This is a genomic window from Pectobacterium aquaticum (genome assembly GCF_003382565.3).
Classification (GTDB): domain Bacteria; phylum Pseudomonadota; class Gammaproteobacteria; order Enterobacterales; family Enterobacteriaceae; genus Pectobacterium; species Pectobacterium aquaticum.
The window spans coordinates 4,144,583-4,160,605 of record NZ_CP086253.1 but is presented as its reverse complement, the minus strand read 5'-3'; the positions used below and the strand labels follow the sequence as shown (position 1 = coordinate 4,160,605).

The window sequence follows — 16,023 nt, the reverse complement described above, 5'->3', positions numbered from 1 at the left end:
AACGCCGCCGATGGTGTTTCGCCGTCGGCGGCGTTATCTTTATGTCATCTGATTAGTAACAGGGATGGCATTTCTTTATGGCAACGCAGTTCACGGGTTTTTCTCAAGCGGGTTTAACGTTTCTTCAGCAGGTGCGTCAGTACAACGATAAAGCGTGGTTTGACGAGCACCGTGCGGTTTACGATGAGCAACTGGTTGCGCCGTTCCGCACGCTGGTGGATGAACTCAGTCTGACCATGTTGCAGATTGATGATCACTTTGAAACGCGTCCTGCCATCGGCAAAACGCTCTCCCGTATTCACCGCGACACACGCTTTTCTCACGATAAATCACGCTATCGCAGCCATATGTGGCTCACTTTCAAACGGACACGTAAGGACTGGACGGACGCGCCGGTGTATTTCTTTGAAATCACGCCGGATACCTGGCGTTACGGGCTGGGCTATTACAACGCGACGCGTAATACGATGGACCTGTTCCGTCAGACGCTGCGCGGGAATCCGTCACAGTTTCTTGAAGTGGCGAGCTGTTTGGGCAATACCTTCACGCTGGAAGGCGAAAGCTACAAACGCCCGCTGATTAAAGGTCAGGATCCGGAGCTGGCTGACTGGTATAACCGTAAGTCGTTTGCCGCGATAGGTACCCGACAGGATATGGACGCGCTGTTTTCCGGCGATCTGGTGACGGTTCTGTCACAGGGTTTTACCCAGCTTGAACCGCTCTATCATTACCTGATGAATGTCGAGACCATGAAGAAAGCCGCGCAGGAAACGGAGTCCGATACGCGGGCATTTTCGCCGGATAAGTGGTTTGAACGCTAGAGCCAAAGTGAGCCAACGCTACGGTGTTTTCTGCTGATCCTGTGGGGTTTTATCGCGCTCCAGCAAAGTGTTAAACAGGTAACCTTCTTCCCGATTGCTGCCGAAGGTGGCGATTTGCAGATGATCGTCGTCAATGCAAGTGAGCAGTAATTTCACCTGCTGACCGAAGCTGCTTTCGCCTTTGCCAATCGCTTGTACATCGCTCATCTGGCGGGCCGTGAAGGCAGAATCATCCAGCTTGTTACCGTAGCGGAATGCAATGGACGCGCCGCCTTCAATCTTGCCGCGCTGGTTGGTCATCGTCAGGCTGACGGCGTGGTAGGGCGCTTTCTGGTCATACATTTCCCGAAAATAATCCCCCAGATCGCGGTACTCTTCGGCAGAAAGCCCTGACATCACATACTCATAGCTGAATGATCCGTGGAAACAAGCGGTGCTTTTCACGGGCGTAATCGGCGAAGGGAGTGCGTGCTGCGCGATGTCATTCAGATAGCGCAGCCGGTTTAACTGCTGCTGATAGCGTTGGCGCAGACAGTCTTCGTCTTTGCATTGATCGCGGGTGGTCAGCCAACTGCGTTGAAACTGGTTGAGCGTTTTTTCCCACGGTGCGCTGTTGTCGTACGCCGTCAGGGACGCACGGGAGGTCTTCCATGCCTGTGCCAGTTCTTCATCAAGCTGCCCGAGCAGCGGGCTGGCGCAAATCAGCTTCTCCTGCGCTGAGGCGGCTTTTTCGCAGGGAAAACTGGCGGCTTGCGCAGTGTGGCTGAGGGCGGCCAACGTCACCCCTGCGGCGATGAGGGCAGTGAAGGCTATCTTCATGGCGTGTCCTGTAATATGTCCCAAAAGGCGGCAATCAGCGGTTCGCTAAGCCGTTTTTTCTGTACGCACACGCCGAGTTCTAGCGGCTCCATCACCTGTTCGACAAAGACAGAAACGCGGTTGCGTACCGGTTCCGGGCTGTTCTCCAGCACGACGTTGGGAATCAGCGCGATGCCGCAGCCTAGCGCGACCATCGATACCATCGCTTCATGCCCAGAGATGGTGGCGTAAATTTGCGGATTGGTGATGTGGTTGCGTCGGAACCACAGATCGATGCGCTTACGTACTGGGCCGTGTTCCGGCAGGATGAACGGAACCTGCGACCAGTCTGGATCTGCTTGCCGCACCAGCGACTGCACAGGGCAGGGAAGTGCCGGGATAATCAACGCTAGAGGCAGCTTATCGAGCGGCATGAAGTCAACGCTCGCAGGCAACGCTTCCGGGCGTCCTGCAATCCCCAAGTCTCCATCATTCGACTGGATTTTCTCCACGGCATCGGCGGCATCGCCGGTTGTCAGCTTAATTTCTACCAGCGGGTGCAGCGCCCGAAAGCGATCCAGAATCGGCGGTAGGTGGCTGTAGGCGGCGGTGACGGAACAGAAGATCCGCAGCTCGCCGCTTAATGACGGCCCATGCTGGTCTATCGTGTGGCGTAGCTGCTGGTATTGCAGCAACGTTTGCTGGGCGAACAGCTTTAGGTGCTCTCCGGCATCGGTGAGCTGTACGGTACGGTTATCACGCAGAAACAGCGTCTGCCCTAAATCCTCTTCCAGCCGCTGAATTTGCCGCGACAGCGTGGACGGGCTGATGTGCATCGCCTTGGCGGTACGGCCAAAGTGCCGGCTTTCTGCGAGGTGCAGGAATAATTTGAGATCACGTAAATCCATGCGATGCAGGCCCCGTTTTTTATCTTGCAGCCGCTTTTTATCTTGCAACCGCTTTTGATCTTGCAAATAGTGCAATGTGACGTTGTTAATATATCAATTTAAGCAACGCAATTCCTGTCATATGATGGGGTCATAGTGAATTCCCCTCTGGCGGGAATCCTTTCTCGAATAACAGACAAACAAAACCGTATACGGAGCACGACATGGCTAACTATTTCAACACATTAAACCTGCGTCAGCAGCTGGATCAATTGGGCAAGTGCCGCTTTATGGGGCGTGATGAATTTGCCGATGAGGCGAGCTACCTGAAAGGGAAGAAAGTGGTGATCGTCGGCTGTGGTGCTCAGGGTCTGAACCAGGGTCTGAACATGCGCGATTCTGGTCTGGATATCGCTTACGCCCTGCGTGCTGAAGCGATTGCCGAAAAACGTGCATCATGGCGCAAAGCGACCGAAAACGGCTTCACCGTCGGTACATACGAAGATCTGATCCCGCAGGCTGATCTGGTGGTTAACCTGACGCCGGACAAACAGCACTCTGCAGTCGTTCAGGCGGTACAACCGCTGATGAAACAGGGCGCAGCGCTGGGCTACTCTCACGGTTTCAACATCGTTGAAGTGGGCGAGCAAATCCGTAAAGACATCACCGTCGTGATGGTGGCACCGAAGTGCCCAGGTACAGAAGTACGTGAAGAATACAAACGTGGTTTCGGCGTACCAACGCTGATCGCGGTTCACCCAGAAAACGATCCGAAAGGCGAAGGCATGGCCATCGCTAAAGCTTGGGCTGCGGCCACCGGCGGTCACCGTGCTGGCGTTCTGCAATCTTCTTTCGTTGCAGAAGTGAAATCTGACCTGATGGGTGAGCAAACCATTCTGTGTGGTATGTTGCAAGCGGGCTCGCTGCTGAGCTTCGACAAACTGGTTGCTGAAGGCACCGATCCGGCTTATGCAGAAAAACTGATTCAGTTCGGCTGGGAAACCATCACCGAAGCGCTGAAGCAAGGCGGGATCACGCTGATGATGGATCGCCTGTCTAACCCAGCGAAACTGCGTGCTTACGCACTGTCTGAGCAGCTGAAAGGCATCATGGCTCCGCTGTTCCAGAAACACATGGACGACATCATCTCCGGCGAATTCTCCAGCGGCATGATGGCTGACTGGGCGAATGATGACGTGAAACTGCTGACCTGGCGTGAAGAGACGGGCCAAACTGCATTCGAAAACGCGCCGCAGTTCGACGGTAAAATCGCTGAGCAGGAATACTTTGATAACGGCGTGCTGATGGTTGCGATGGTGAAAGCGGGCGTTGAGCTGGCGTTTGAAACCATGGTGAGCTCTGGCATCATCGAAGAGTCGGCTTACTACGAATCACTGCATGAGCTGCCACTGATCGCCAACACCATTGCGCGTAAGCGTCTGTATGAAATGAACGTGGTTATCTCTGATACCGCAGAATACGGCAACTACCTGTTCGCTAATGCTGCCGTTCCGTTGCTGAAAGAGGCGTTCATGGCCTCTCTGCAACCGGGCGATCTGGGCAAAGCGGTCGCGGGTACCGAAGTGGACAACGCACAGCTGCGTGATGTTAACGAAGCTATCCGTAACCACCCAATCGAAACCGTAGGCCACACGCTGCGCGGTTACATGAAAGACATGAAGCGTATCGCTGTTGCGGGTTAATTTCCATCGGTGATCGAAATAGAAGAGGGCACAGCATTGGCTGTGCCCTCTTTTTTATCAACGAACGCTTTTATTGCCGGGCTTTTGTAGCAATAGCAAACGTATGTGTTTTATCAAACGGACTTGTATTCTGCTTCCGCCTGATTGAAGCGGTCGGTAATCGCTTTTGATGGCGCTTTACCCAGCAGGCTGACGATGAAAATAGTCAGACTGTTGAAGATGAAGCCGGGGATGATCTCATACAGACCCAGCCAAGCGTACTGTTTCCAGATTAGCACAGTGGCCGCCCCCACGATCATACCGAGTAGTGCGCCGTTGCGCGTCATACGCGGCCACAGCAGAGAAATCAAAATCACTGGCCCGAATGCGGCACCGAAGCCTGCCCAGGCATAGCTCACCAAACCCAGTACGCGGTTTTCAGGGTTAAGAGACAGCGCGATAGCGATGATAGCCACTAACAGCACCATGGCGCGGCCCACCCAGACCAGCTCTTTCTGGCTGGCATTTTTGCGCAGGAACGGCTTGTATAAATCTTCGGTGATGGCACTGGAACAGACCAGCAACTGGCAACTCAGCGTACTCATCACGGCAGCAAGAATCGCTGACAGCAGCACGCCGGCAATCCACGGGTTGAACAGCAGCATTGACAGCTCGATAAAGACACGCTCGCTGTTTTGCGTCACATTGCCCGCCTGATCCGGATTATTGTGGAAGTAGGCGATGCCGAAGAAGCCGACTGTTACGGCACCGGCCAGACAAAGAATCATCCAGGTCATACTGATACGGCGCGCGTTGTGGATCGTGTGGTGTGAATCCGCAGCCATAAAGCGCGCCAGAATGTGTGGCTGGCCGAAATAGCCGAGACCCCAGCCCATCAGCGAGATAATGGCGACAAAATTCAGCCCTTTGAACATATCCAGATTGGCCGGATTTTTCGCTTCAATTACCATCAGCGAGCTATCGATTCCCCCAAGGGACAGGATGGCGATCACTGGTGTTAGGATCAGGGCGAAAATCATCAGGCTGGCCTGAACGGTATCCGTCCAGCTTACCGCCAGAAAGCCGCCGATAAAGGTATAAGCGATGGTGGCCGCTGCGCCTGCCCATAATGCGGTGCCATAGCTCATGCCAAAGGTGCTTTCAAACAGACGAGCCCCTGCAACTATGCCGGATGCACAATAGATGGTGAAGAAAATCAGGATGACTAACGCGGAGATGACACGCAGTAATTTGCTGTTATCTTCAAAGCGGTGGGTGAAATAGTCGGGTAGCGTAAGTGCGTTGTGGTTGATTTCGGTGTGTACGCGCAGACGTCCGGCGACCCATTTCCAGTTCAGGTACGCGCCTAACGTTAGGCCGATCGCGATCCAGCTTTCAGAAATGCCGGAAATGAAAATGGCACCTGGTAACCCCATCAACAGCCAGCCGCTCATGTCAGACGCGCCAGCCGACAGCGCGGTAACCACGCTTCCCATCCGGCGCCCGCCTAGAATGTAATCGCCAAAGTTATTGGTGGCGCGGTAGGCAAACAGGCCGATGAGGACCATCCCGAAAATATACACCAGAAACGTCACCAGCATGGGTGTGCTTATTGTCATTCAACTCTCCACATTCTTTTTCGTGCCGCTGTTGCGGCGACGCTGTGTTTTATAGTAATCACTCAGGCCGGAACGAGGTCTGACGGTGATGATGGACTGCAACTGATCCATTTGTTAACAAGGTTGCACAAAGTTGCAGCATGATTGATATTTGCGTTATCCCGATGTGCATCTTCTCATGACAGGAGTGGACTCTATGGGTTCTACCACGATGGGTGTAAAACTCGATAAGGAAACGCGCGAGCGCATCAAGGCGGCAGCACAGCGTATTGATCGCACACCGTACTGGCTGATCAAACAGGCTATTTTCCATTACCTCGAACGCCTCGAAAGTGGCCTCAACACGCCTGAAACACCGCCATGGGCGAACGTCAGCCACATTGAAGCGGAAGAGATTATGCCGCAATCTCAGGAAGAAGAAACCCACCCACCCTTTCTTGATTTCGCCGAGCAGGTTTTTCCTCAGTCCGTTATCCGCGCCGCCATTACCTCTGTTTACCGCCGCCCCGAAAATGAACTGGTGCCTATCTTGCTTGAACAGGCAAGACTTACTGATGAAATGTCGCAGTTAACGCAGAAACTGGCTTATCAACTGGCAGGGAAATTACGCGATCAGAAAGCTGGAAACGGGCGTGCGGGCATTGTGCAAGGGCTGTTACAGGAATTCTCACTTTCTTCTCAGGAAGGGGTAGCGCTGATGTGTTTAGCCGAAGCGCTGCTGCGTATTCCTGATAAATCCACGCGTGATGCGCTGATCCGCGACAAGATCAGTCGGGGAAATTGGCAGGCGCATCTTGGCCGCAGCCCGTCACTCTTTGTAAATGCTGCAACTTGGGGGCTGCTGTTTACCGGAAAGCTGGTGGCGACGCACAACGAAGTGAACCTGTCGAATTCGCTGAACTGCATCATCGGGAAAAGCGGTGAACCGCTTGTCCGCAAAGGTGTCGATATGGCTATGCGGCTGATGGGGGGGCAGTTTGTCACGGGAGAAACCATGGGTGAAGCGCTGGCGAATGCCCGCGAACGGGAGAGTAAAGGCTTCCGTTACTCTTACGATATGTTAGGTGAAGCCGCGCTGACGGAGCACGATGCCGCCGCCTATCTGACGGCCTATCAACAGGCGATTCATGCTATCGGCAAAGCCTCGAACGGGCGTGGGATTTACGAAGGGCCGGGTATCTCCATCAAGCTGTCGGCGCTGCATCCCCGCTATAGCCGGCCGCAGTATGATCGCGTGATGGAAGAGCTTTATCCGCGTTTGTTGATGCTGACGTTGCTAGCGCGCCAATACGATATTGGGATCAATATTGACGCGGAGGAAGCCGATCGACTGGAGATCTCGCTCGATCTGCTGGAAAAACTCTGCATGGAGCCGCAGTTGGCGGGGTGGGACGGCGTTGGGTTTGTCATTCAGGCTTATCAGAAACGCTGCCCGTATGTGATTGATGCGCTGATTGAACTGGCACAGCGCAGCCGTCGGCGGCTGATGATTCGTCTGGTGAAAGGAGCGTACTGGGACAGTGAAATCAAGCGCGCGCAGGTTGACGGGCTGGAAGGTTATCCAGTCTACACGCGTAAGGTGTATACCGATGTGTCGTATCTGGCGTGCGCTCGGAAGCTGCTTGCCGTACCGAATCTGATTTACCCGCAGTTTGCCACGCACAACGCGCAGACGGTAAGCGCGATCTACCACATGGCGGGTAACAATTATTATCCTGGGCAGTATGAGTTCCAGTGCCTGCACGGCATGGGTGAACCGCTCTACGATCAGGTGGTGGGCGCGGTGGCTGACGGCAAGCTGAACCGTCCGTGTCGTATTTATGCTCCGGTCGGAACCCATGAAACGCTGCTGGCTTATCTGGTGCGACGCTTGCTGGAAAACGGCGCGAATACCTCATTTGTTAACCGCATTGCAGATACCTCAATGGCGCTGGAAACGCTGATTGCCGATCCGATTCGTGGCGTAGAGGCGCTGGCAAAAGTGGAATGGAGCATGGGCGCACCGCATCCCAAGATTCCTCTGCCACGTCAGCTATATGGGCGGGAACGGCAAAATTCGAGTGGGCTGGATCTCTCGAACGAGCATCGGCTGGCTTCACTCTCCAGCGCGTTGCTAAATCACGCGTCACAGCCGTGGTACGCCGCGCCGATGATTGAGGGGGAAAGCGAGGCAAGTGAAGAAAGGCCTGTCGTGAATCCCGCCGATGTACATGATGTGGTGGGCTATGTTCGCGATGCCTCCGTGGCAGATGTTGAGCAGGCGGTAGAAGCCGCAGTGCATGCGGGCACTATCTGGTTTGCGACGCCGCCCGCAGAGCGGGCCGCGATATTGAATCAGGCTGCCTCGCTGATGGAAAGGCAGTTGCAAAGCCTGCTCGGGCTGCTGGTGCGGGAAGCGGGTAAATCTTTCAGTAACGCGATTGCGGAAGTGCGCGAAGCGGTGGACTTCTTACGTTATTACGCGGCTCAGGTTCGGGACACGTTCACCAATGATACCTATCGTCCGCTGGGGCCAGTGGTTTGCATCAGTCCGTGGAATTTCCCGCTGGCGATCTTCACCGGACAAATTTCTGCCGCACTGGCGGCTGGAAACAGCGTGCTGGCGAAGCCCGCTGAACAGACCCCGCTGATTGCGGCGCAGGCGGTGCGTATTTTACGGGAAGCGGGTGTCCCTCTGGGCGTGCTGCAACTGCTGCCCGGACAGGGAGAAACGATTGGTGCGGCGTTGGTGAACGATGAACGGGTACGCGGCGTGGTGTTTACTGGATCGACGACTGTTGCCAAAACCCTGCAACGCAGCATCGCGGGCAGGCTCGATCCACAGGGGCGTTTGACGCCGCTGATTGCCGAAACGGGTGGCCTGAATGCGATGATTGTCGATTCGTCTGCGCTGACGGAGCAGGTGGTGAATGACGTTATCGCTTCTGCATTCGACAGCGCCGGACAGCGTTGCTCGGCGCTGCGCCTGCTGTGCCTGCAAGAGGATATTGCGGATCGCACTCTGGCTATGCTGCGTGGCGCGATGGCGGAGTGTCGAATGGGGAATCCTGAACGGTTATCGACCGATATCGGTCCGCTGATTGACGCGGATGCGAAAGAGAACGTGGAACTGCATATCCAGACGATGCGGGCGAAAGGCCATACGGTATTTCAGGAAGCGTATCCGCAGGATGAGGAGACGTGGCGGCACGGGATGTTTGTGAAACCGACCCTGATAGAACTGTGCAAGATAGACGAGCTGAAAAAAGAAGTTTTTGGTCCAGTTTTACACGTCGTTCGCTATCAAAGCCAGCAGTTGGATGCAGTGATTGCGCAGATCAACGCGGCGGGATACGGTCTTACGCTGGGTGTGCATACCCGCATTGATGAAACTATCTTGCGTGTGACGGGCAAGGCGAAAGTGGGTAATCAATATGTGAACCGCAATATGGTCGGTGCCGTTGTCGGCGTTCAACCGTTTGGCGGGGAAGGCTTATCGGGAACCGGGCCAAAGGCGGGCGGGCCGCTTTACCTGTATCGCTTGCTGGCACATCGGCCAGACGACGCGCTTGCGGCAGAATTCGCACAACAGAACCGTGAGCAGGCGCTGGATGCATCTGCCCGATCGTCGCTGTTGGCGGGGCTACAGGCGATGGAAGACTGGGCGATTGCCGGGGAGCGTCACGGGCTGGCGACGTTATGCCAGCGCTACAGAGAATATAGCGTCAGCGGGACAACGCGACTGCTGCCTGGCCCGACTGGGGAACGTAATTCCTATACGCTGTTGCCGCGTGAGCGGATTCTGTGTCTGGCGGATAATGAGGACGATCGCTTGATTCAGACGGCGGCGGTGCTGGCGACGGGCGGGGAGTTGTTGTGGTTGGAAGGCGAGCAGGAGAAAACGCTCTATGGCCGTTTACCCGCAGGCGTGCAGTCGCATATTCAGTTCATCGCTGACTGGCAGCGGCAAGACGCGTCTTTTCATGGCGTCATTTATCATGGGGATGCCGATCGGTTACGGCAACTGAGTGAGGCGCTTGCAGCGCGCGACGGCCCGATTATCCAGCCGTTAGGCTATGCGCAGGGCGATACCCACGTTCAGTTGGAGCGTCTGTTGACCGAACGTTCTCTGAGTATCAATACCGCCGCCGCGGGCGGTAATGCCAGCCTGATGACGATAGGGTAGTCAGGCATTTAATAGAAAAAGCGCGCCAAACCAGAAGGTCGGCGCGCTTTTTATGTTCGGGGTGTCAGCGTGACGACTGAGTGGCGGTGCAGCTTAATTGCGGTAAAGCACTTTGATCACATGGTAGCCAAACTGGGTTTTCACTGGACCAAACGGTTTCAGCAATTCGCAGGAAAACACTGCCTTATCGAACGCTGGCACCATGTCGCCTTTACGAAACTCACCTAAATCGCCGCCGTTGCGTTTTGACGGGCAGGTTGAGTGCTTCTGTGCCAGTTTCTGGAAGTCTGCACCTTTTTCCAGTTGCGCAAGAATGTCATTAGCTTCCTGCTCAGTGTCTACCAAGATATGTAGGGCTGCTGCGGTATTTGCCATGTTATTACCTTTTTTGCAAAAGAGATTCCGGCGCGCAATGTAACATTTGCAACGCAAGATGTGGACTGCGATGTGCTTTCCTTAATAACAAATCCCTGGTCAAGATCGATACGGCTTTCTGCTACAATCGCCTTCCGTTTTATGAGTGAGCAAGATCGTTATGCGCTTAAACCCCAGCCAACAACACGCCGTCGAATTCGTCACCGGACCTTGTCTGGTGCTGGCGGGCGCAGGTTCAGGCAAGACCCGCGTTATCACCAACAAAATCGCGCACCTTATTCGCCAGTGTGGCTATCAGGCTAAGCACATTGCCGCTGTGACGTTTACCAACAAAGCGGCGCGCGAGATGAAGGAGCGCGTGGCACAGACGCTGGGGCGTAAAGAAACGCGTGGGTTGATGATCGCGACCTTCCATACGCTGGGGTTGGAGATCATCAAACGTGAATACGTCGCGCTTGGCATGAAATCCAACTTCTCCCTGTTTGACGATCAGGACCAGATGGCGCTGCTGAAAGAGCTGACGGAGCAGTGGCTGGAAAACGATAAGGTTTTGCTGCAACAGTTGATCTCGACGATCTCAAACTGGAAAAACGATCTGATCGATCCTGCCGGTGCGGCAGCAACCGCTCGCTCCGAACGCGACAAGCTGTTTGTGCATTGTTACTCGCTCTATCACGACCACCTTCGCGCCTGTAACGTGCTGGACTTCGACGATCTGATTTTGCTGCCCACGCTGTTGCTGAAGCAGAACGCAGAGGTACGTGAACGCTGGCAGAACCGCTTACGTTACCTGCTGGTGGATGAGTATCAGGACACCAACACCAGCCAGTATGAGCTTATTAAGCTGCTGGTTGGCACCCGCGCGCGTTTTACCGTGGTAGGGGATGACGATCAGTCGATTTACTCCTGGCGCGGTGCGCGACCACAGAATCTGGTGTTGCTACAGCAGGATTTTCCCGCGCTTGATGTGATAAAACTGGAACAAAACTACCGCTCATCCGGACGTATTCTGAAAGCCGCCAATATTCTCATCGCCAATAACCCGCACGTTTTTGAAAAACGTTTGTTCTCAGAGCTGGGTTACGGTGACGAACTCAAAGTGATTACCGCTAACAACGAAGATCATGAAGCGGAGCGGGTTGTGGGTGAGCTGATTGCCCATCACTTTATTAAAAAGACCCAGTACGGTGACTATGCCATTTTGTATCGTGGTAACCATCAATCGCGTCTGTTTGAAAAGATGCTGATGCAGAACCGTATTCCGTATCGGATCTCCGGCGGCACGTCGTTTTTCTCCCGACCTGAAATCAAAGATTTACTGGCCTACCTGCGCGTACTGACCAACCCAGACGATGACAGCGCGTTCTTACGCATTGTGAATACGCCTAAGCGTGAGATTGGCCCTGCGACGATGAAGAAGCTGGGCGAGTGGGCAGGGCAGCGCAATAAAGGCCTGTTCAGCGCGAGTTTTGATCTCGGGCTGAGCCAGTCGCTGACCGGGCGTGGGCTGGAATCCCTACAGCGATTTACCCAGTGGCTGGCAGAGATTGCCCGTCTGGCAGAGCGTGAACCGGTTGCCGCCGTGCGAGACCTGATTCATGGGTTGGACTACGAAAGCTGGCTGTATGAAACCTCACCCAGCCCAAAAGCCGCAGAAATGCGGATGAAGAACGTTAATCAGCTATTCAGCTGGATGACTGAAATGCTGGAAGGTTCCGATCTGGATGAACCGATGACACTGACGCAGGTGGTGACGCGCTTCACGCTACGGGACATGATGGAACGTGGAGAGAGTGAAGAGGAACTGGATCAAGTTCAGCTAATGACGCTGCATGCGTCCAAAGGACTCGAATTCCCGTACGTCTTCTTGGTTGGGATGGAAGAAGGTCTGTTGCCGCACCAAAGCAGCATTGACGAAGATAACGTCGACGAAGAGCGCCGTCTGGCATACGTGGGAATTACGCGTGCCCAGCGTGAACTATTTTTCACATTGTGCAAAGAACGCCGCCAGTATGGCGAGTTGGTGCGCCCCGAGCCGAGTCGTTTCCTGCTTGAATTGCCGCAGGATGATGTGGTGTGGGAAACGGAAAGAAAAGTGGTTAGCGCACAAGAACGTATGCAGAAAGGTCAGACGAATGTCGCCAGTATCCGAGCGATGTTAGCAAAAGCCAAAGGGGAGTAAAGCATTCTCCCCTATGTGCTCGTTAAGCGGGGGTTTCTTCCAGCATCAGCGGCCAGTGTACGTAGCTCTGCCAGCGGCTTTCCTGTTCCAGCATTTCTGTCCGTAACGGGTGCTGAGCCAGCCAGCCAGCGGGCAGAATCAAACGCAATGCTTCGCCTTCTACGCGCAATCGTACGGCTGGCAGCGTGTCATCGCGGCGGCGGCTGGCAAAAATAATCGCCAGACGCAACAGGCGGCAAAGGCGCTGTGCCTGATTGACCGGCAGCGCATTTTGCTGGCTGAGCGGCATTAAATCGACAGGGTTAATCTGGTTTTGCAGGAGCGTAGCTAACAATTTCTTCTGGGCGGGTGTAAAGCCAGGGAGATCGCTATGGCGAATCAAGTAGGCTGCATGCTGGGGCGATTGGCGAAAATCGATGCTCAAACCAATTTCATGAACCAGACAGGCGCTGCGCAGTAACTCGCGACATCGGCTATCTAACTGCCAGTCACGGGCAACCTGCTGCAGAAAGTTGTCCGCCAGTGTGCTAACGCGTTTAGCCTGTTCGGTATCCAGCAGATAGCGGCGCTGCAGTGTTGCTAACGTACGGTGACGAATATCCTGATCGACGGGCAGATGCAGCATGCCATAGACCAGTCCTTCACGCAGCGCGCCTCCGGCCAGCGTCATCGTTTTGATATCGAGTTCCTGGAAGATCGCCAGCAGGATGGCTAATCCACTGGGGAAAACCAGCGCGCGTTCCAGCGTCAGGCCATCAATTTCCAATTCTTCCAGCTTATCGCACTGAATCGCATGCTCTTTAAGCTGTCTGAGCTTCGGCAGAGTAATGTATTCATCCATTCCCTGCGCGACCATAATTTCCTGTAGCGCCTGGACTGTGCCGGAAGCACCGACGCAAATTTGCCAGCCCTGCTCGCGCAGAGAAGTCGCGACAGGACGCAGCATGTCACGTGCCGCCTGTTCAGCGCGTTCAAAGTTACCGGCTTCCAGATTGCGGTCGCTGAAATAGCGATCCAGCCAGGTTACACATCCCATCGGGAGGCTGATCAACTGGGTCGCTTTTGCGCCGATTCCCGTTGCCAGTTCGGTACTGCCACCGCCAATATCCACGACCAGACGCGCATCTGGGCCACCTGTCGTATGTGCCACACCTTGATAAATCAAGCGTGCTTCTTCTTCACCGCTGATAACTTGAATCGGCAAGCCCAGAATTTCCTGAGCCCGTTGCAGAAACTCGTCAGCGTTCGTTGCCAGACGCAGGGTTGCGGTCGCGACGACGCGCACCTGATCCTGCGGAATGTCCTGCAACCGTTCGGAGAACAGTTGTAGACACTGCCAGCCACGCTGCATCGCTTCCTGCGAGAGCCGATTCTGTTTATCCAGCCCTGCCGCAAGGCGGACTTTACGCTTTATTTTCGCCAGCGTCTGAATGCTGCCTGCGGTTTCCCGGGTGACCAGCATATGGAAGCTGTTCGAGCCGAGATCGATGGCAGCGTAAAGTGAAGAAGAGCTCAGCATCGACGGTTATTCCGCTCGTTTACGGTTATTACGGGGCGCTCCGCTGCGGCGCGGCGCATTGTGTCGGCGCGGGCCATTATTGGAACGCGGTGGACGCGTTAAACGCTTCGGCGCAGGTAAATCATTCATCAGCGCGTCACTGTTGTATTTGCTGACCGGGATACCGTGACCGATATAGGTTTCGATAGCTGGGAGATTCAGCGCGTACTCTTCACAGGCCAAGCTGATAGAGAATCCGCTTTGTCCCGCACGGCCCGTACGACCAATACGGTGAACGTAGTCTTCGCAGTCATCCGGCAGATCGTAGTTGAAAACGTGGGTCACGGAAGGAATGTGCAAACCGCGAGCTGCAACGTCCGTTGCCACCAGAATATCCAGATTACCCTGGGTAAATTCTTCCAGAATACGCAGACGTTTTTTCTGCGCGACGTCGCCCGTCAGTAGTCCAACGCGATGGCCGTCGGCAGCCAGATGGCCCCAGACGTCTTCGCAGCGATGCTTGGTATTTGCGAAAATAATGCAGCGGTCCGGCCACTCTTCTTCCAGCAGCGTCTGCAGCAGGCGCATTTTTTCTTCGTTGGACGGATAAAACAGTTCTTCTGTAATACGGTGGCCGGTTTTCTGTTCTGGTTCGACTTCCACATACTCGGCGTTATTCATCTGTTCAAACGCGAGTTCACGCACCCGGTAGGAGAGCGTAGCGGAAAAGAGCATGTTCAGGCGCTGTGACGCTGCGGGCATGCGGCGGAATAGCCAGCGAATGTCTTTGATGAAGCCGAGATCGTACATGCGATCGGCTTCGTCCAGCACGACAACCTGAATCGCGCCGAGATTGATATGGTTCTGTTTGGCGTAGTCGATCAGGCGACCGGTGGTGCCGATCAGAATATCAACGCCGCTTTCCAGCACTTTAAGCTGTTTGTCGTAGCCGTCGCCACCGTAGGCTAAACCTAATTTTAGCCCAGTTGCCTGAGACAGCGCTTCTGCATCAGAGTGAATCTGGACAGCCAGTTCACGGGTTGGGGCCATAATTAAAGCACGTGGCTGGTTGGTCTGACGCCCTGCATTTGCAGGGTGTGAAAGCAGATAATGGAAAGTAGACGCAAGAAAAGCCAGCGTCTTGCCGGTACCGGTTTGCGCCTGACCCGCAACATCACGCCCTGACAAAGCCAATGGCAGAGCTAACGCCTGAATAGGCGTACAGTTATGAAACCCTTTACTTTCAAGAGCTTCGATAACCTGCGGGTGCAGGGCGAAGTCGGAAAACTTCTGTTCAGTTAAGTGTGTTTTGCTCATAGTGTGGTAGAATATCAGCTAACTATTGCTTTACGAAAGCGTATCCGGTGAAATAAAGTCAACCCGTTGTTGGTTAATGCTACACCAACAAGGTAGAAATAATCCTGCGGAGTAAAATATGAGCGATAAAATAATTCACCTGACTGATGACAGCTTCGGCACGAAAGTATTGCAAGCTGAGGGCGCAATCTTGGTTGATTTCTGGGCTGAGTGGTGTGGTCCTTGCAAAATGATCGCTCCTATTCTGGATGAAATTGCCGAAGAGTTTGAAGGTAAACTGACGGTTACCAAACTGAACATCGATGAAAACCCAGCGACTGCCCCGAAATATGGTATTCGTGGTATCCCTACTCTGCTGCTGTTTAAAAACGGCGAAGTCGCTGCGACGAAAGTCGGCGCACTGTCCAAAGGGCAACTGAAAGAGTTCCTGACGGCAAATCTGTAATTAGCTGACCCCTGCGAAAGGGGATTGTCGACGGGCGCAATTGGGCAATATGTAATTCTCATATTGACTGCTTGCCGCTCGTCGGGAAGCGTGCTAGATTCTTCATCACTGCATATCGTACTTGCCTATGTTTAAGCCCTTAGGCTTAAGCCTGAAAGTTAGAGTCTAAAGCATTATTCTGTGTCTAAATCGAAAAGTCGTTGTTTTACAAAATGATCATTTTACAAAATGATT

Annotated in this window: 11 protein-coding genes; 5 read left to right on the top strand and 6 right to left on the bottom strand. The window is 54.2% G+C overall.

Annotation, left to right across the window (positions count from 1 at the left end; translation table 11 throughout):
- Positions 1–77: 77 nt before the first annotated feature.
- Positions 78–821, top strand: coding sequence for a DUF2461 domain-containing protein (locus DMB82_RS19250; protein ID WP_116162796.1), 744 nt, complete (start codon positions 78–80; stop codon positions 819–821).
- Between the two features lie 18 nt (positions 822–839).
- Here DMB82_RS19250 and DMB82_RS19245 read toward each other — a convergent pair whose 3' ends face one another.
- Together DMB82_RS19245 and ilvY are read right to left on the bottom strand one after the other, a co-directional pair.
- Positions 840–1,640 (bottom strand): lysozyme inhibitor LprI family protein, encoded by an 801-nt coding sequence (locus tag DMB82_RS19245; protein ID WP_116162794.1) that lies wholly within the window; start codon positions 1,638–1,640, stop codon positions 840–842.
- A complete protein-coding gene (gene ilvY / locus DMB82_RS19240; RefSeq protein ID WP_102117067.1) occupies positions 1,637–2,527 on the bottom strand; it encodes an HTH-type transcriptional activator IlvY in 891 nt (296 codons plus the stop codon). The genes DMB82_RS19245 and ilvY overlap by 4 nt, the downstream gene beginning before the upstream one ends.
- A 203-nt stretch (positions 2,528–2,730) precedes the next feature.
- Here ilvY and ilvC point away from each other — a divergent pair, with 203 nt between their 5' ends.
- Positions 2,731–4,209: a ketol-acid reductoisomerase gene (ilvC, locus tag DMB82_RS19235; protein WP_102116954.1), complete on the top strand. Its 1,479-nt coding sequence runs from the start codon at positions 2,731–2,733 to the stop codon at positions 4,207–4,209.
- 113 nt (positions 4,210–4,322) lie between these two features.
- Here the strand turns inward: ilvC and putP are convergent, their stop codons facing one another.
- Complete coding sequence (gene putP, locus DMB82_RS19230) at positions 4,323–5,807, bottom strand: sodium/proline symporter PutP (RefSeq protein WP_102116953.1); 1,485 nt, start codon at positions 5,805–5,807, stop codon at positions 4,323–4,325.
- A gap of 196 nt (positions 5,808–6,003) precedes the next feature.
- Here putP and putA point away from each other — a divergent pair, with 196 nt between their 5' ends.
- Positions 6,004–9,972 carry a trifunctional transcriptional regulator/proline dehydrogenase/L-glutamate gamma-semialdehyde dehydrogenase gene (putA, locus tag DMB82_RS19225; protein ID WP_116162792.1) on the top strand — a complete coding sequence of 1,323 codons (3,969 nt, stop codon included), beginning with the start codon at positions 6,004–6,006 and terminating at the stop codon, positions 9,970–9,972.
- Between the two features lie 93 nt (positions 9,973–10,065).
- Here putA and ppiC read toward each other — a convergent pair whose 3' ends face one another.
- Positions 10,066–10,347 carry a peptidylprolyl isomerase PpiC gene (ppiC, locus tag DMB82_RS19220; protein WP_010294655.1) on the bottom strand — a complete coding sequence of 94 codons (282 nt, stop codon included), beginning with the start codon at positions 10,345–10,347 and terminating at the stop codon, positions 10,066–10,068.
- Positions 10,348–10,507: 160 nt separating this feature from the next.
- Here ppiC and rep point away from each other — a divergent pair, with 160 nt between their 5' ends.
- A complete protein-coding gene (rep, locus tag DMB82_RS19215) occupies positions 10,508–12,529 on the top strand; it encodes a DNA helicase Rep (RefSeq protein WP_102116951.1) in 2,022 nt (673 codons plus the stop codon).
- Between the two features lie 22 nt (positions 12,530–12,551).
- Here rep and ppx read toward each other — a convergent pair whose 3' ends face one another.
- Positions 12,552–14,048, bottom strand: coding sequence for an exopolyphosphatase (gene ppx, locus DMB82_RS19210; RefSeq protein WP_102116950.1), 1,497 nt, complete (start codon positions 14,046–14,048; stop codon positions 12,552–12,554).
- A 6-nt stretch (positions 14,049–14,054) separates the two neighbouring features.
- Positions 14,055–15,344: an ATP-dependent RNA helicase RhlB gene (rhlB, locus tag DMB82_RS19205; RefSeq protein ID WP_102116949.1), complete on the bottom strand. Its 1,290-nt coding sequence runs from the start codon at positions 15,342–15,344 to the stop codon at positions 14,055–14,057.
- A 118-nt stretch (positions 15,345–15,462) separates the two neighbouring features.
- Between rhlB and trxA the strand changes: the two genes are divergently transcribed.
- On the top strand, positions 15,463–15,789 hold the full coding sequence (trxA, locus tag DMB82_RS19200; protein ID WP_010283883.1) for a thioredoxin TrxA: 327 nt from the start codon (positions 15,463–15,465) through the stop codon (positions 15,787–15,789).
- The last annotated feature ends 234 nt before the right edge of the window (positions 15,790–16,023 follow it).